Raw genomic sequence first — 14,951 nt, 5'->3', positions numbered from 1 at the left:
AAACCTTCGTTGCCGAGTCCGCGAGCCATGTCGCTAGTCATCCCCCAGCCCAAAGCCGAGCCGATCGAAGCGCGCCAGCCGCGCAAGAACAACCCGGAGAAGACGCGCCAGGACATCCTCGATGCGGCCGTCGCCGAGTTCTCCGCGCACGGCCTGAGCGGCGCCCGGGTGGATGCCATCGCCGAGCGCACCAATGTCTCCAAGCGGATGATCTACTACTACTTCAACAGCAAGGAGCAGCTCTACCTGGCGGTGCTGGAGAAGCTCTACGGCGACATCCGCACCACCGAGGCCGCGCTCAAGCTCGACGAGCTGGACCCGGAGGCGGCGATCCGCCGGCTGGTCGAGTTCACCTTCGAGCACCACGACAGCAACGTCGACTTCATCCGCCTGGTCAGCATCGAGAACATCCACCACGGCGCGCACCTGGCCGAGTCGCAGGTGATCCGCTCGATGAACCGCTCGATCCTCGCCGAGATCGCCGCCATCCTCGAGCGCGGCGTGGCCGCCGCGGTATTCCGCCCGGGCATCGAGCCGCAGGACCTGCACCTGATGATCAGCTCGTTCTGCTTCTTCCGCGTCTCCAACCGCCACACCTTCGCCACCATCCACCAGGTCGACTTCACCGACCCGACGACCCGCGCGCGGCACAAGGAGATGATCTGCGAGGCGGTGTTGAGGTATGTGAGGGCGTGAGGCGTTGCTTGCGAGCTGCCTCGGCTGTCCTTCAATCGGGGGCGGCTGCGCCCTGCCGATTCAGTTCGCGCTCGATACTCTGCCATTCGTCCTTGAGTCGATAACGGAGGTAGGCGACGAAGACCTGGTCGCGCAGGCGACGAAGGGCCGAGGCGCGGCGGGCTTCTTGGGTGCTGTAGATGGTTTCGGCGAGCCAGGTGCTGTCGAATGCCGTCCAGATCGGCGGGATGGGTGCCTGCAGGTTCGAGTAGCAAGCAGAAGCTACGTCCTCGAAGAACGCAGCCTCCACCGTGGCGCGCTCAAAGCCGGCCACCTGACGAGCGATGGCGGCGTAGTCGACTTCGTTGTCGACGAAGGCATCCGATAGCGCCGACCACAACCGGATGCGCTCATCGTGCGTCAAAATACTTCCCACTTGGAGAATTCCTCGAGCTCGTCACCCAGGGAGTCTGCTGCCATGCTGCCTGCAACCCCGCCAACCGCGCTACCCGCCAGCACTACGGCGATGGCGCAGACCGGCGCGCCCGGGCCACAGATCAGCGAGACGCCGAGACCGGCGAGAAAGCCCCCGGCGGCGCCTCCGCCGATGATCATGCCTTGGCGCGCAGTCTCTTTGACCTTGTTGTCGGCATTGAGAATTTCGTAGGTAGCGAATGCTGCAGTCACCAGAATGCCTACCTTGCCCATGATACGTAAGCGGTCTGTGCCTTTGGTGAACTTGGCGTTGTCCCGACCGGAGGATTCGATGACTTCGTAATGAATCTGCTTCTTCTGTTCAGCGGTAAGTGCCTCGTAGGACTTGCCGAATTTGCTGGTTGCATACTTCTCGAACAGTTGCGGTAGAGGCGGGGGCGTTTTCTTGTACTGCTCCGCCTTGGCGAGTCCGGTAACGGACGTGACCTTGCGGTGCTCTGCCATGATCTTGTTGCGCATCTCATAGCAGAACTCGACGCCTGCCTGGCTGCTGATCCTGCCGGCCGCAACGTCTGCCCGCACTTGAGCGGACATGCGTTTGATGTTGGCGGCATAGCTGGTGCGAGTCTGGGCGTCATTGATGGCGTCGAGGGAGAACCTCGTCGCTGCGCCTTCCATGCCGGCGATGGCCTCTTCGAGTGGGGAGCGTGGCAGGGAATGCCCGCGCTGTGTCTGGTATTGGCCCTGGACCTCGAGATTTTCGGTCATCCTTGACTATTCCCGGTGATGATAGAAAGAAGTTTGTCGGTCACGGAGGGCTGCTCGTTCACGCTGGGCACGGGGATTTCGATCCGTGTGCAGGTCGATCCCGAGGGGTTGGTGAAAGTCACCAGGTTGTCGCTGTTAAAGGTGCCGGTAAGTATCGAGCCATCATCGAAATGGGCGATGCATTGCCAATCGGTGTAACGCTCAGTGGTGGGGATCTGGAAGCTGATCCAATTGCCGACCTCCAGAGGCGTTGGAGTGATGAAGGGCGCCGCGACGAACATATCGCCGATCAGTACATCACCCGAGCCTCCGATGATCACACCGCCATGGCTTAGGGTGCTGCCGACCGTGGCGGCGTTCTTGCCGTTGATGAATACAGTGGCGGAGTAAACGCCGGAGATAGCCTGACCGCAGCTGGCGAGGTCTCCCAGACGCGCCGCGGGTAGGCCGTTGATCTGCACATCGGGGGAGCCGGACTGGATAGGCGGAGTGCCGTGTCCGGGTACGGGGCAGGTAGTGGGATCGCTCAAGCGAGCGGCAGGTTTGCCTGACATGGAGAGTCCTTCTCTTGTTTCTTCCAAAGTGGCAGGAGGATTATTGGTTCACTGAGTACATTGCAATGACGGGGTTCAAACTTTGTGGAGAGTGTTCATCCACTGACCATGGCTTCGTGATCGCGCTGGCACCACACATCCTCCGTCGCTGGGTGGTTTTGCAAGGTGGAAAAGGGAGCGAATTTAAATTCGACTCCTCATTTGCTAATCAGGCCCGCCAGGAACACAGTTTCCCCGAGGCTCTCTGGAGCCTGCGATGCCGAGACTAAAGAAGCTCAGTCCCATCTCACAGCGCACGAGGCCACTTGGGCGGGCTCAGGCCCGCAAGCCCGTTAGCCCCACCACCCCCAAGCACGTAGAATTCCCCTATCGAAGTTTTCTCGGGATCATCGGCGTGGAAGGGCAAACGGGTTTCGTGCTGACGCGGCACTGGCGCGATACGCCGGCGGGCACCGAAGTCGAGTTCTGGCTGGCGACCGATGCCGGCCCGCGTTGCGTGCGGGTGCCCGTGCAGCCGTCGGTGGCCTTCCTGCCCGCCGCACAGCGCCGGCGCGCCGAGCAGCTGCTGCGTGGCGAGCGCGACGCGCAGCTGCGCGAACTCGGCCTGCGCGACTTCCATCATCGTCCAGTCCTCGGCCTCTACTGTCGGCAGTACGCCCAGCTGCTGCGTCTGGAAAAGGCCCTGCGCGCCGGCGGCGTGGACGTCTACGAGGCCGACATCCGTCCGCCGGAGCGCTTCCTGATGGAGCGCTTCATCACCGCGCCGGTGTCCTTCAGCGGCACGCTGGCGGGTGACGGTCTGCTGCTGGATGCCCAGCTGCGCCCCGCATCCGACTATCGTCCGCGCCTGCGACTGGTATCCCTCGACATCGAGACCAACTTCCGCGGCGATCTCTACTCCATCGCCCTGGAGGGCTGCGGGCAGCGCCAGGTGTACATGCTCGGCCCGGCCAATGGCGAGGCGACGGCGCTGGACTTCGACCTGGAGTACTGCGCCAGCCGTGCCGAGCTGCTGGAGCGGCTCAACGACTGGCTGGCGCGGCACGACCCCGATGCGATCATCGGCTGGAACCTGGTGCAGTTCGACGTGCGCGTGCTGCGCGATCACGCTCTGCGCCTGCAGGTGCCGCTGCGTCTGGGACGCGGCGGCGAAGAGCTGGGCTGGCGCGAACATGGCAGCGGCAACGGCCACTTCTTCGCCGAAGCGGCCGGGCGGCTGATCATCGACGGCATCGAGGCGCTGCGTTCGGCGACCTGGAGCTTTTCCTCGTTCAGCCTGGAAAACGTGGCGCAGACGCTGCTGGGGGAGGGCAAGGCGATCGACAACCCCTACCAGCGGATGGCCGAGATCGACCGCCGCTTCGCCGAGGACAAGCCGGCGCTGGCGCGCTACAACCTCAAGGACTGCGAGCTGGTGACGCGCATCTTCGAGAAGACCGAGCTGCTGCCGTTCCTCCTCGAACGGGCCACAGTCACCGGACTGCCGGCCGACCGCAGCGGCGGCTCGGTGGCGGCCTTCACCCACCTGTATCTGCCGCCGATGCACCGCCTGGGCTTCGTCGCGCCCAACCTCGGCGAGCGCCTGCCGGAGGCCAGCCCCGGCGGTTTCGTCATGGACTCGCGCCCGGGCCTTTACGAGTCGGTGCTGGTGCTGGACTACAAGAGCCTGTATCCGTCTATCATCCGTACCTTCCTGATCGACCCGGTCGGCCTGATCGAAGGGCTGCGCCAGTCCGATGACCAGGACTGGGTGCCGGGCTTTCGCGGCGGGCGCTTCTCGCGCAGTCGACACTGCCTGCCGGCGATAGTCGCGCGGGTTTGGGAGGGGCGCGACGTGGCCAAGCGCGAGGGCAACAAGCCGCTGGCGCAGGCGCTGAAGATCATCATGAACGCCTTCTACGGCGTGCTCGGTGCGAGCGGCTGCCGTTTCTACGATCCGCGCCTGGCATCCTCGATCACCCTGCGCGGGCATGAGATCATGCGCCGCACCCGCGAGCTGATCGAGGCGCGCGGCTACCAGGTGATCTACGGCGACACCGACTCCACCTTCGTCTGGCTGGGCAGCGCGCACGAGGAGGAAGAGGCGAGCCGCATCGGCCGCGAGCTGGTGCAACAGGTCAACCAGTGGTGGCACGACTTCCTGAGGGCCGAATTCGGCCTCGACTGTGCCCTCGAGCTGCAGTACGAGACCCATTACCGCCACTTCCTCATGCCCACCATCCGCGGCGCGGAGGAGGGCAGCAAGAAGCGCTACGCCGGCCTGGTGCGGCGCGCCGACGGCAGCGAGGAGATGGTCTTCAGAGGCCTGGAAACCGTGCGCACCGACTGGTCGCCGCTGGCCCGGCAGTTCCAGCAGGAGCTCTACCGCCGCATCTTCAGCCGGGAGCCCTTTGAGGACTATGTCGGCGACTACGTGCGCCGCACCCTCGCCGGTGAATTGGACGAGCTGCTGATCTACCGCAAGCGCCTGCGGCGGCGTCTGGACGACTACGACCGCAACGTACCGCCCCACGTGAAGGCGGCGCGCCTCGCCGACGAGTTCAACGCCCGCCACGGGCGCCCGCTGCAGTACCAGAGAGGTGGCTGGATCAGCTACGTGATCACCCTGGCCGGCCCCGAGCCCCTCGAGGCCCGCCATTCCCCCATCGACTACGACCACTACGTGACGCGCCAGCTGCAGCCGGTGGCGGACGCCATCCTGCCCTTCGTGGACAGCGATTTCCGGCGTCTGCTGGATGGCCAGATGGAGTTGTTCTGATCAGGGCGCAGCCGCGCAGGCCTGGTCGACGACTTTACGCTTGGGGCGCAGCTTGGCCCGGCGGCGCCGAGCCGATGCCGGCCGCGCAGCGCGGACACAGACAGGCCTTGCCGACCAGCTCCTCGGGCACTTGCGCCAGGGCTTCCGGGCTGATCGACGCCGTTTTGCACCAGCAATCGACAGCGAAGGTGCCGGCCCGGGCCGGTGCGCACTGATTGGCGCCCCCGCAAAGCGGGCAGATGTGGTTGGCGAGTGGTTGCATGGCGGGCTCCGATGGCGTTGATTCAAAGAGTTGGCAAGGATCTACTCGCCACGTGTGGGGAGGGTCCATATACGCCATGTTAGGTCTGGGCGGCCTGCGTCTTTAGAGCGTTGTACTGCTCATTCCACCACGCGACAAGCTCTGAATGTTGGTCAAGACTGACCCAAGAAAGATTGTTCATGTCTTGTGGGTCGCCGCCAAAAAACAATGGCGTCAAGTACCACTTGATCTTGCCCGCGAAGCGATCATCAGGCTCAAGGAAAAGGTTCTCAGGCAAAGAAAATGGTGTCGCCATCGTTGGCTCAAGAGGCACAGTGGGTACGGAGCACAGGGCCCCCCTTGGATCGATAAAGATGAAGTCATCCCATCCTCGTAGGCCGACAAGGGTATAGTTCGGCAGGAATTTAGACAGTTTGTATTTGGACGAAGCCGATATGCTCTCCGCTTCTGAGAATAAAATAAGATACTCGTCGTTGAGCCAGCCTTCATTCATCGAGAGTTCCTAACGTAGAGCAGCTACCCGGGGCTGTGCGGCTTTGTCGTGCAGCGTCCAGCGATCGAAGTTGTTTATTGAAGTGCATGGTTACCCACGCTGTACAATGTGCTGAAAGCTAAGAGACGGTTTGGATAGGCACTCGCGCAAAAATGCAGGATGAAGATCTAAGTCTGGAAGTGATTCTCTAGGGAACCAGCGAAACTCTAAGCGCTCTCCGCCTTCAACGCCAATATGACTCCGCGATTTTTCGAGAAGCGGTGACTTCGGGTGAAATTGAGCCTGGAAATATAATCCGATTTCGTGGTTTGGTTTGTTTGAGTAGGTGAAAAAGTTTTCAACGGTATAGAGTAGTCCAGTGCATTCAACGGACTCGTTAAGCTCTTCTTTCATCTCGCGAATAATAGTGGCTTGTGCGTCCTCGCCTGGCTCGACGCGCCCACCGGGAAGAGCCCAGAATGTGTCGCTTTCGATTTTATGGAGCAGAACGTGTTCGTCGTGGACAAAGATTGCCGCTGCGCGAACTTGAAAGCGAAGGCCTACGATATCGATGGAGATCATCTATGTGCCCTGGGGATTAAGATGGCGGGTTGAGGAATGCGTAGCACTTGACGTTCAGGTTGGTCGGCCGATCAAGAGGCGTGCTAATGGCTGCATATCTCTGGGTTTTCTTTGCAAGACGCCGCATTGTTCAAGTCCACTATGCGGGCTTTCCCTTCAATGTATTTGTTGCCGTTGTACTGCCATAGGTTATCTATGTATATCGCAGCTGTGGACGATGAGATTGTCAGGTTGGGCAGTCCGTGGTTTTGGTTGCGATCAACTTTCAGCGAGTATCCGCCAGTTTCAAGGATAATCCTTGTCTGGCCGCTTTCCTGAAGGGTTATCCATATGGGGCCGGCAGCATTGCCGACTGGGCAACCGGTAACGGTGATGAACCAAAGGTTAGGCTGGATGATAGGTTTGCCCACCAGTGTGCATTTTTTGAACTCCTCTTTCTCGTAAACAGTTTGAGATTTAGATACTAGGCTTGCCGCTGCCTCTGTAGTCGGAGTCAAATCTTTTGATTCTATGGTGAACTCCTGGGCCGATACCGCCAATGGGAATGTAAAGAATAAAGCTAGAGCTACCCTGCGCAAGGCGAGCCTCCTGACTTTCGATTTTATGGGGCTTGCGCGGCCTTATGCGCAGGTCCCATGCAAGGAAGGGTTAGGGTTAGGGCGCAAGGCGAATAACCTCAACTATGCGCCACGCGACAAACGACACCCGCTGATGACGAAAAACCTGAAATGCCGTTCGTTGAGCTGAACTGTATGGTTTATGTTTTGCTCGATTGGCGGGCAGAAGCGCAGCTTTTGACTGTCCAGCGAACGGAGTGAGCGAAGTTGACTGCTGTAACGAGCTCTCCCTGCACCATATTTTCCCGCACCAGCGGTGTGGTGAATGGCGCTCGGAGGGTGTCAGCGATGCACAAGCAGATTGCAGTGGATTTGGCCAAGTCCGTTTACCAGGTTGCCGAGAGCGTCCGTGCTGGGCAGGTGAGTCAGCGCAAGTGGCTGAATCGCGGGGCGTTTTGTCGATATATACAGGAGCAGGCCGAAGCGGTCGAGTGGTTGATGGAAGCCTGCGGTACGGGGGATTACCGGGGGGCATTTCGCCCAGGTGCTGGGGCATCGGTGATCCCGGTGAGTGTCCCCCACGTGCGCCGCTATGGGCGGCGTAACAAGACCGACCGCAACGAATGCGAGGCGATCCTCGAAGCCGCGCGCTGCGCGGGCATTCATCCGGCGGGCAGCAACAGCTCCAGCAGTTGCATGGCCTGCGCGAGACCTGGAAGAAGAGCCGCACCCAGCATATCAACCTGCTGCGCGGCATCTTTCGCGAATAGGGAGATCGAGACACTGGCTTCGACGGGCCACGTCATTCGCGTCGCTCAGCCAAGGCCGGGTATACGCATGCCACCGCCCCGACGACAGGATTGGAATGACTTTACCCACCCTGTGCGGGGCCCGTATCCGCAGAACAGGCCTCGTCGCCGCCGCTCAAGCCTCCGGAGTTCCCGTGTCCTTCAAGCCATTGTCCACCTGGACCCGGGCGGCAGCCGCAAGCGCCTCATAACGTTGTCGAACGGACTCGAGGGTCTCTTCCTCGTGCTCCTCCAGATCCATAAGGGTGTTGTGCGCGCCCTTCGTGACCCGAATCAGTTCGTCGAGCTTGATATGCAGGGCTTCCGTGTCGCGGTTCTGCGTGTTCTGAATCAGGAAGACCATCAGGAAGGTGACAATGGTGGTCCCGGTATTGATGACCAGTTGCCACGTGTCGCTGTACTGGAAGATCGGTCCGGTAACCACCCAGACGACGATGATCAGGAAGGCAAAAACAAAGACGGGCGGCTTGCCGCAGAAGCGTGCTGCTGTCTTCGCGAAGTTGGAGTACCAGGCAGTAACACGCATGTGGCTTCTCCTACGCTGGCTGAAAAATCTGCGGAAAGCCCCAAAAAAACAATCGCTCTGCTGCAATGCCGCGATTTTTGCCTGCGACCGGATGGCGTGTTCGGCGGGGCCTTCCAAGATGTTTTGATCGGCGGCCCGCCCACTTGGTTCCAATGTCGGGCTGGCAGGCACTGACGAAATGGCCGATAGGGGCGATTGCAAGGCGCGGTAATCGGGCCGAACCCGTGGGTTGCAACCTGGCGCGTGGCATCTTTCGCGAGAGGGAGATCCGAGGTGCCGGCTTCGACGCCCGCCTTCCTAGATGCCGCCCTGGAATGGGTGGGGCGGCTCGTAGTGGCGGTCCTGCGCGGTATCACTACGCAGCCTCGGGGAGAGTACCTGCGTCGCTTTCACTTGCGCTTGCGCGAGAGTCGTCTCGAGTTGCTGAGGGCCGTGGCATGCACCGGCTTGAGCCCGGCGCTGAGTATCTTTGCGACGGCTTCCGTGTTGCGGGAGACGGCTTGGTTCCAGGTCCTTTTGGCACTGCGCGTAGTCATTGGGAACGGCTGCCACATGGACATCATGAGGTTGGCCTGGAGCTGGCAGGCCTGAAGCCACATGGCGCCCCATGACTGATAGAACGCAATGATCTTTTCGGATCCCATAAGCATGCATTCATTCAAGTCGCGGGCGGACATATGGGGGCCGGCAGCGAGGATGCGGTTGAGTCTGTGGGCGACCACGAGCGGTGCGGCGGCCGAGAGTTCGAGTGCCGTCTTCGCCAAGGTAGTGCTCGTGGATGATCTGCGTGTGGCCATGGTCGGATGCACCGAAGCGGTATTGGGGGTACCTAACGGTGAAGTTTAGCGGCCGACGCGCGAGAAGCGGCACAGGGCGACCAAACGCGGTGTTTCGGCGGTCGGCTGGAACGGATTTTTAGAACCTGGCGTCAGCTGGGCCAAGTCCAGGGGACAGCATCCTTGGGCCGAGCGAATTCCCGCGGCCCAAAAAATGCCCGCTGTCCCCAGCGGGTGTTGCGGTTTCGGCAGGCGAGGTAACGGCCTACTGCCCGGCGCGGGCTTTGTCAATGGCGCCGTACATGTCCCTCACCACCTCCTGGTCGAGCTCCCTGGCGAACTGTTCGACCACCGGCCTGACCTTTTCGCGAAAGCGCGCGATCTCCGCAGGGGCGATCACGTTGGTCTGCATCGAGGCCTTGAGCGTCTCGTACGCCTTGGCCTGGCTCTGGGCGGTGAGCTGGCGCTGGTAGGCTTGGGCTTCGCTGGCCGCGGCGCGGATCAGTGCCTGTTCGTCGGCGTTGAGCTTCTGCCAGCTCTTCTGGCCGAACACCAGCGACTGCGGGTTGTAGACGTGGTTGGTCACCGACAGGTACTTCTGCACCTGGTCGAAGCGCTTGCCCTGGATCACCGTGAAGGCGTTGTCGCCGCCGTCCACCGTGCCCTGGGCGAAGGCGGTACGCACTTCGGGGAAGGGCATCGGCACGGGCCTGGCGCCCAGGGGCGTTGAAGGTTTCCAGGTAACTAAGGCAGGAATGAATTTGTTTTCAAACTCATATTTCTCACATTTTTTGGCTCTGTGACTAATTGTGTATGCCCGCCAGGGGCTGTATATCTAGGTGGCAGTTTTTTCAAAGAGTCGTCCATCTTTCAGTATGATATTGATTTTTATTTTCTTTGATGGGAAGTTCAATGCGTCCTCTCCTGTGACTTCCAGGGCGGAAATTTTGAAGACTACCTCTCCTGAAGTATCGTCCCTCCGGAACTTCGCATTGAGATTTTCTATGCCTCGCCACCCTTTGCCGCCGACAGGAATGACGTCGATCATCGAGTAATGGTCTGTGCCTTGTTCGTTGCTCTGGATGTTAAATGCCGCGAGATACTGAGTGTGGTTGTTTCCGCCTCCGAAGCCCTCAATGGTGAAAATAACCAGAGCGATTTTCTGGGTGGGGTCGAGGTCAATAGTCTGAAAGATTGTCGCTTCGGGATAGCCCATGGCATAGGGGTCGCGAAGCAATTCGACCAGTCGCTGTACTTGAGCTTGCAGGGGAGGGGGAGTGGGGCTTTTCGGGGTCGCGACCGCCAGGGTGGTTGCCAGAGAGAGGCAGATGATAAGAAGTTTTGGTGTCATGGCGTTCATAGTTTGGAGTCTAATGCTAGGTTAAGGGGCGCCGCGAGCGTAGCTAGCGGACGTCCCGAGTGCGCGCGGCGAACGACTTCAAGGCTGTAATGAACTCTCCCTGCACTACACTTGTCCGCACCTATGATGCGGTGAGTGGCGTTCGCAGGGTATCTGTTGGAAAAGGCGAGCCCTGCGGCGACGCCCCCACAAGGTCAGATATACGAAGACAATCGCACTGTGGCCATGCTTGGGAAGACCTTGTTCGTTACTTGTGGGGAACGGCTATATACGAATTGTTAGGGCTAAGGGGAGCTGAGCATGCCACCCGGATGAGGTGCAAGGCCCCCGCTTAGTACATCTTCTGTGCCAAGCCCCAATCTATGCGCATGCGTTTGATTTCCCAGACTCGTTTTGCGGTCAAGGGCAACAAACAGTTGGCATGGGATTCAGGGTCGGTCATGGAGTCGCATTGCGCGTTGGCGTTCTTGAGCCATTGCCGTTGCGATGCGCGTAAGTTTTTGGCGTACTCTGGCTTCGTAGCGTCTAGCGCATTCATGGTCTTGCGGTACAACAGATTCAGTTGGTCGTCGTAGCGTTCGTGGATAAACTGGAGCGGCGCATCCGGGGTCATGACGCCGGGCAGGCGACTCATATCGCGTTGTGCGTCACCGTTGCCGTTGTACACGCCGTTGAAGCCGGTTCTGATAAATATGAAAGAAGAGGTGAGCTTGCCCTGCGTTTTCCACCGTAGCAACACGTAGTCGGTATTGCCCAGTCGTGCGAGCACGTTGGACTGAATGTCCGAAATTTGCAAATGACTGTCGGTCAAATCGAAGGCGTAGCAGGGACCGTTGCGATTCATGTCCTCGGTGTTGGGCAGGGGGCACTGGCCCATTTGAATGGCATTGTGTAGGTTGTCTGATTCGTTTAAGTCCGTTTCCATGATCGCTAGCATGGCCGCCGCCTGACCTTCGGCGCGCCACATATCGAGCAGTTCAACGTCTAGGAATCCTTCGGCTCGGACCGGGGTAACGCAAGAGAAAACGAAAGTGAGCGCGAAGATGGCGCAAGCTGTAACTCGGCGCGAAAAATAGAGAGTGATCATGGTGTTTTGGCGAATGTTCGTTTTGGCCTAAGGGGGGGATATGAGTAGCTTGGCGCTGGAGTTAGGGCGCGGAGCATATCGCCGTCGACTTTAACGAATTGTTATATGTTCTCTGCTTGTGACAGAAATATGCTTGAGAAATCTGAAATGCGGCCTTGGGGAAGGCTCTGGGGGGCGATGGCAGCTTATATACCATGACAGCAATTCCCTTTGCGGTTGTATACGGTGGCTGTCGAGCGTAGCGCGAGGGGTAGGAGAAAAACAACGGAATGGCAGGCACGGTTGCCGCGCTAGCAGTGAAAAACGTGCACCCGTTCTCTTCTGATGATCACTACGGATAGATTATTCAAGTTCAATACAAACGGTGTCCATCCGCGATGCAGCGGACCGGTCAGCGACCATGCAATCAGTTGATCGATTGCCAGGCTCAAGCGCTAATGAGCGGGCACCTACATCCCGGGTCCTGGATAGCCTGCCGTTGCTCTGCACTCCCCCTGGCTTTGCAGGCCGTCCCATCTTTCCGCCACAAAAAAACGCCCACTGTCTCCAGCGGGCGTTGCGGTTTGGGCAGGCAGGTAACGGTCTACCGCCCGGCGCGCGCCTTGTCGATGGCGCCGTACATGTCCCTCACCACCTCCTGGTCGAGTTCCCTGGCGAACTGTTCGACCACCGGCCTGACCTTTTCGCGAAAGCGCGCGATCTCCGCAGGGGCGATCACGTTGGTCTGCATCGAGGCCTTGAGCGTTTCGTACGCCTGGGCCTGGCTCTGGGCGGTGATCTGCCGCTGGTAGGCCTGGGCTTCCCTGGCCGCGGCGCGGATCAGCGCCTGCTCGTCGGCGTTGAGCTTCTGCCAGCTCTTCTGGCCGAACACCAGCGACTGGGGGTTGTAGACGTGGTTGGTCACCGACAGGTACTTCTGCACCTGGTCGAAGCGCTTGCCCTGGATCACCGTGAAGGCGTTGTCGCCGCCGTCCACCGTGCCCTGGGCGAAGGCGGTGCGCACCTCGGGGAAGGGCATCGGCACCGGCCGGGCGCCGAGGGCGTTGAAGGTCTCCAGGTAGATCGGCGACTGGGTCACCCGCATCTTCAGGCCCTGCAGGTCCTCCCAGCGGGTGATCGGGCGCTGGTTGTTGGTCAGGCTGCGGAAGCCCAGGTCCCAGTAGCCCAGGCCGATCAGGCCCTTGGCCTCCAGTCGCGAGGTCAGCTGCTGGCCGACCGGGCCGTCGACCACGGCGTGCACCTCGCGGATGTCGTCGAACAGGTAGGGGAAGTCGAACAGGGCGAATTCGGGCACCTGGGCGGCGAGGATGCCCGAGTTGAGCACGGTCATGTCGAGGGCGCCGGTCTGCAGGGCGGAGATGCTCTGCAGGTCGCCACCGAGGGCGCCGCCGGGGTACAGGCGCACCTTGAGCTTGCCGCCGCTCTTTGCGCTGAGCAGGTCGGCGAACTTCTGCGCGCCCTGGCCTTGCGGGTGTTCCTTGGCGTTCTGGAAGGCGAAGCGCAGGGTGCGTTCGCGGATCGGCTCGGCGCAGGCGTTGCCGGCGAGCAGCAGGCCGGCGGCGCAGGCGCTGGCAATGACGGTTTGCAGCAGTTTCTTCATGGGCTTCCCTTTGTTGTTTTTGGCGGGGGCAGGTGGAGGCCGGCCGGAGTCGACCGGCGAAGAATCTGGGCGTTGGGTAGCGGTGGGAGACTCGCCCTGCGCAAAGCGCAGGGGAGAACGCAGCGCCCGGACCGGTTGGATAGGGCTCAGTCCGGGGCTGCCTATGGGAAGGGCGTCAGCCCATGCTGGCGAAGTGCGCCATCATCCGATTGGCGTCGGCGGTACGGCCGCTGAACAGTTCGAAGGCCTTGACCGCCTGGAACACCGCCATGTTGCTGCCGTCGAGGGTCTGGCAGCCCAGCGCGCGGGCGGTGCGCAGCAGTTCGGTTTCCAGCGGGAAGTAGATGATCTCCGCCACCCACAGGTCGGCGCGCAGCAGTTCGGCCGGCAGCGGCATGCCCGGCAGCTTGGCCATGCCGACCGGCGTGGTGTTGACCAGGCCCTGGGCCTCGGCCATGGCCGCCGGCAGGTCGCCGCCGCCCTGGGCGCGACCGGCGCCGAAGGTGGCGTTGAGGTTGGCGGCCAGCTCGGCGGCGCGCGCCGGCTCGACGTCGAAGATGGTCAGCTGGCGCACCCCTTCCTGCAGCAGGGCGTGGGCCACGGCGGCACCGGCGCCGCCGGCGCCCATCTGCACCACGCGCTCGCGCGCCACGCCGGACAGGCCGCGGCGGAAGCCTTCGGCGAAGCCCAAGCAGTCGGTGTTGTGGCCGATGCGCTTGCCGTCCTGGAACACCACCGTGTTCACCGCGCCGATGCCGCGCGCTTCCGGCGACAGGTCGTCGAGCAGCGGGATGATCGCCTGCTTGCACGGGAAGGTGATGTTCAGGCCGGTGAAGCCCATGCGCTGGGCGGCGGTGAGCAGTTCCGGCAGGTCCGCGCTGGTCAGGCCGAGCTTGTCCAGGTCGATCAGTCGGTAGAGGGTGCGGATGCCCTGGGCGTCGCCCTCGTGCTCGTGCATGGCGGGGGTGCGCGAGGCCTGGATGCCGGCGCCGATCAGGCCGGCGAGAATGCTGGAGGTCTGGGTCATGGTGGCTCTCAACCGTTGAGCAGGTGGGCGAAGTGGGTCAGGCCCAGGCGATAGCCGTGGGTGCCGAAACCGCACAGCACGGCGACGGCGACGCCGGAGACGAAGGAGTGGTGACGGAATTCCTCGCGCTTGTGCACGTTGGAGATGTGCACCTCGATCACCGGCAGCTCGGCGGCGACCAGCGCGTCGCGGATGGCCACCGAGGTGTGCGTCCAGGCGCCCGGATTGATCAGGATGCCGGCGCAGCGACCGCGCGCCTGGTGGATCCAGTCGATCAGCTGGCCTTCGTGGTTGGTCTGGCGGAATTCGGCCTCCAGCCCCTGCTCGGCGGCGGTGCGCTGGCAGAGGGCCTCGACGTCGGCGAGGGTTTCGTGGCCGTAGGTGGCCGGTTCGCGGGTGCCCAGCATGTTCAGGTTGGGACCGTTGAGGACGAGGATGAGGTGCGACATGGGCACGCGCGCTCCGTTGTTGTTTTTGTCGCCGGGCGGATGCCGGCCTTGAAATAAAAATGTACTAACCAGTTAATTCAGTCAATCGCGCCAATATCCCCCGCAAAGGGCGCAAGGAGGGCGGTGCGGCGCGCGGCAAGCGGGGGCGAAACCCGTCAAGGCCGCGGTTTTCAAGGGGTTGAGGGGTTTGCGGGTGGGGACGTGGCGCGGCGCTGGGGCGCGCCGGCGGGGCGAACAAAGCGTGCGATTATCGA

General features: G+C 61.5%; 17 protein-coding genes and 1 pseudogene. 3 read left to right on the top strand and 15 right to left on the bottom strand.

Going from position 1 to position 14,951, the window contains the following annotated elements; all coding sequences use genetic code 11:
* The first annotated feature begins 27 nt into the window (after positions 1–27).
* Positions 28–696, top strand: coding sequence for a TetR/AcrR family transcriptional regulator (locus tag LMJ29_RS08665; RefSeq protein ID WP_229605122.1), 669 nt, complete (start codon positions 28–30; stop codon positions 694–696).
* 31 nt (positions 697–727) lie between these two features.
* On the opposite strand, the gene LMJ29_RS08660 is transcribed toward LMJ29_RS08665, so the two are convergent.
* The 3 genes from LMJ29_RS08660 to LMJ29_RS08650 are packed head-to-tail and all read right to left on the bottom strand — an operon-like array spanning position 728 to position 2,432.
* Positions 728–1,099, bottom strand: a complete 372-nt coding sequence (locus tag LMJ29_RS08660; RefSeq protein ID WP_417715020.1) for a DUF7079 family protein — start codon at positions 1,097–1,099, stop codon at positions 728–730.
* On the bottom strand, positions 1,096–1,878 hold the full coding sequence (locus LMJ29_RS08655) for a hypothetical protein (RefSeq protein WP_229605120.1): 783 nt from the start codon (positions 1,876–1,878) through the stop codon (positions 1,096–1,098). The genes LMJ29_RS08660 and LMJ29_RS08655 overlap by 4 nt, the downstream gene beginning before the upstream one ends.
* Complete coding sequence (locus LMJ29_RS08650) at positions 1,875–2,432, bottom strand: PAAR domain-containing protein (protein WP_229605119.1); 558 nt, start codon at positions 2,430–2,432, stop codon at positions 1,875–1,877. Before LMJ29_RS08650 ends, LMJ29_RS08655 begins: the two co-directional genes overlap by 4 nt.
* A 394-nt stretch (positions 2,433–2,826) precedes the next feature.
* Between LMJ29_RS08650 and LMJ29_RS08645 the strand changes: the two genes are divergently transcribed.
* Positions 2,827–5,190 (top strand): DNA polymerase II, encoded by a 2,364-nt coding sequence (locus tag LMJ29_RS08645; RefSeq protein WP_229605118.1) that lies wholly within the window; start codon positions 2,827–2,829, stop codon positions 5,188–5,190.
* Positions 5,191–5,224: 34 nt separating this feature from the next.
* Here LMJ29_RS08645 and LMJ29_RS08640 read toward each other — a convergent pair whose 3' ends face one another.
* The 4 genes from LMJ29_RS08640 to LMJ29_RS08625 form a co-directional block, all read right to left on the bottom strand.
* Positions 5,225–5,452: a cysteine-rich CWC family protein gene (locus tag LMJ29_RS08640; RefSeq protein ID WP_229605117.1), complete on the bottom strand. Its 228-nt coding sequence runs from the start codon at positions 5,450–5,452 to the stop codon at positions 5,225–5,227.
* A gap of 79 nt (positions 5,453–5,531) precedes the next feature.
* Complete coding sequence (locus LMJ29_RS08635) at positions 5,532–5,945, bottom strand: hypothetical protein (protein WP_229605116.1); 414 nt, start codon at positions 5,943–5,945, stop codon at positions 5,532–5,534.
* A gap of 90 nt (positions 5,946–6,035) precedes the next feature.
* Positions 6,036–6,506, bottom strand: a complete 471-nt coding sequence (locus LMJ29_RS08630; RefSeq protein ID WP_229605115.1) for an NUDIX hydrolase — start codon at positions 6,504–6,506, stop codon at positions 6,036–6,038.
* Between the two features lie 83 nt (positions 6,507–6,589).
* On the bottom strand, positions 6,590–7,084 hold the full coding sequence (locus tag LMJ29_RS08625; RefSeq protein WP_229605114.1) for a hypothetical protein: 495 nt from the start codon (positions 7,082–7,084) through the stop codon (positions 6,590–6,592).
* A 327-nt stretch (positions 7,085–7,411) separates the two neighbouring features.
* On the opposite strand from LMJ29_RS08625, the pseudogene LMJ29_RS08620 reads away from it, so the two are divergent.
* A pseudogene (locus tag LMJ29_RS08620) lies at positions 7,412–7,830 on the top strand (IS110 family transposase); the annotation flags it as partial.
* Positions 7,831–7,987: 157 nt separating this feature from the next.
* Here LMJ29_RS08620 and LMJ29_RS08615 read toward each other — a convergent pair.
* The 8 genes from LMJ29_RS08615 to aroQ form a co-directional block, all read right to left on the bottom strand.
* Entirely contained in the window at positions 7,988–8,398 is a 411-nt protein-coding gene (locus LMJ29_RS08615; RefSeq protein WP_229605113.1) for a low affinity iron permease family protein, read from the bottom strand.
* 389 nt (positions 8,399–8,787) lie between these two features.
* Positions 8,788–9,162: a polyhydroxyalkanoate granule-associated phasin gene (locus LMJ29_RS08610; protein WP_229605112.1), complete on the bottom strand. Its 375-nt coding sequence runs from the start codon at positions 9,160–9,162 to the stop codon at positions 8,788–8,790.
* A gap of 277 nt (positions 9,163–9,439) precedes the next feature.
* The gene (dctP, locus tag LMJ29_RS08605; protein WP_229605111.1) at positions 9,440–9,874 is read right to left on the bottom strand and encodes a TRAP transporter substrate-binding protein DctP; all 435 of its coding nucleotides are present in this window, start codon (positions 9,872–9,874) and stop codon (positions 9,440–9,442) included.
* A gap of 135 nt (positions 9,875–10,009) precedes the next feature.
* A complete protein-coding gene (locus tag LMJ29_RS08600) occupies positions 10,010–10,534 on the bottom strand; it encodes a hypothetical protein (protein WP_229605110.1) in 525 nt (174 codons plus the stop codon).
* A gap of 331 nt (positions 10,535–10,865) precedes the next feature.
* Positions 10,866–11,621, bottom strand: coding sequence for a lysozyme inhibitor LprI family protein (locus LMJ29_RS08595; RefSeq protein ID WP_229605109.1), 756 nt, complete (start codon positions 11,619–11,621; stop codon positions 10,866–10,868).
* A gap of 583 nt (positions 11,622–12,204) precedes the next feature.
* A complete protein-coding gene (locus tag LMJ29_RS08590) occupies positions 12,205–13,221 on the bottom strand; it encodes a TRAP transporter substrate-binding protein (RefSeq protein ID WP_229605108.1) in 1,017 nt (338 codons plus the stop codon).
* Between the two features lie 175 nt (positions 13,222–13,396).
* Positions 13,397–14,248 (bottom strand): shikimate dehydrogenase, encoded by an 852-nt coding sequence (locus LMJ29_RS08585; RefSeq protein ID WP_229605107.1) that lies wholly within the window; start codon positions 14,246–14,248, stop codon positions 13,397–13,399.
* A gap of 8 nt (positions 14,249–14,256) precedes the next feature.
* Entirely contained in the window at positions 14,257–14,697 is a 441-nt protein-coding gene (gene aroQ, locus LMJ29_RS08580) for a type II 3-dehydroquinate dehydratase (RefSeq protein WP_229605106.1), read from the bottom strand.
* Between the last annotated feature and the right edge of the window lie 254 nt (positions 14,698–14,951).

The organism is Pseudomonas oryzagri (assembly GCF_020831405.1).
Classification (GTDB): Bacteria; Pseudomonadota; Gammaproteobacteria; order Pseudomonadales; family Pseudomonadaceae; genus Geopseudomonas; species Geopseudomonas oryzagri.
The sequence above is the reverse complement of the archived record's forward strand: the minus strand, read 5'-3'. Positions and strand labels throughout refer to the sequence as shown.

Coding starts and splice junctions, on each gene's coding strand:
- LMJ29_RS08600 (WP_229605110.1), bottom strand. CDS start 10,534: ATGAACGCCATGACACCAAAACTTCTTATCATCTGCCTCTCTCTGGCA.
- LMJ29_RS08585 (WP_229605107.1), bottom strand. CDS start 14,248: ATGACCCAGACCTCCAGCATTCTCGCCGGCCTGATCGGCGCCGGCATC.
- LMJ29_RS08590 (WP_229605108.1), bottom strand. CDS start 13,221: ATGAAGAAACTGCTGCAAACCGTCATTGCCAGCGCCTGCGCCGCCGGC.
- dctP (WP_229605111.1), bottom strand. CDS start 9,874: ATGCCCTTCCCCGAAGTGCGTACCGCCTTCGCCCAGGGCACGGTGGAC.
- LMJ29_RS08655 (WP_229605120.1), bottom strand. CDS start 1,878: ATGACCGAAAATCTCGAGGTCCAGGGCCAATACCAGACACAGCGCGGG.
- LMJ29_RS08595 (WP_229605109.1), bottom strand. CDS start 11,621: ATGATCACTCTCTATTTTTCGCGCCGAGTTACAGCTTGCGCCATCTTC.
- aroQ (WP_229605106.1), bottom strand. CDS start 14,697: ATGTCGCACCTCATCCTCGTCCTCAACGGTCCCAACCTGAACATGCTG.
- LMJ29_RS08640 (WP_229605117.1), bottom strand. CDS start 5,452: ATGCAACCACTCGCCAACCACATCTGCCCGCTTTGCGGGGGCGCCAAT.
- LMJ29_RS08615 (WP_229605113.1), bottom strand. CDS start 8,398: ATGCGTGTTACTGCCTGGTACTCCAACTTCGCGAAGACAGCAGCACGC.
- LMJ29_RS08630 (WP_229605115.1), bottom strand. CDS start 6,506: ATGATCTCCATCGATATCGTAGGCCTTCGCTTTCAAGTTCGCGCAGCG.
- LMJ29_RS08635 (WP_229605116.1), bottom strand. CDS start 5,945: ATGAATGAAGGCTGGCTCAACGACGAGTATCTTATTTTATTCTCAGAA.
- LMJ29_RS08665 (WP_229605122.1), top strand. CDS start 28: ATGTCGCTAGTCATCCCCCAGCCCAAAGCCGAGCCGATCGAAGCGCGC.
- LMJ29_RS08650 (WP_229605119.1), bottom strand. CDS start 2,432: ATGTCAGGCAAACCTGCCGCTCGCTTGAGCGATCCCACTACCTGCCCC.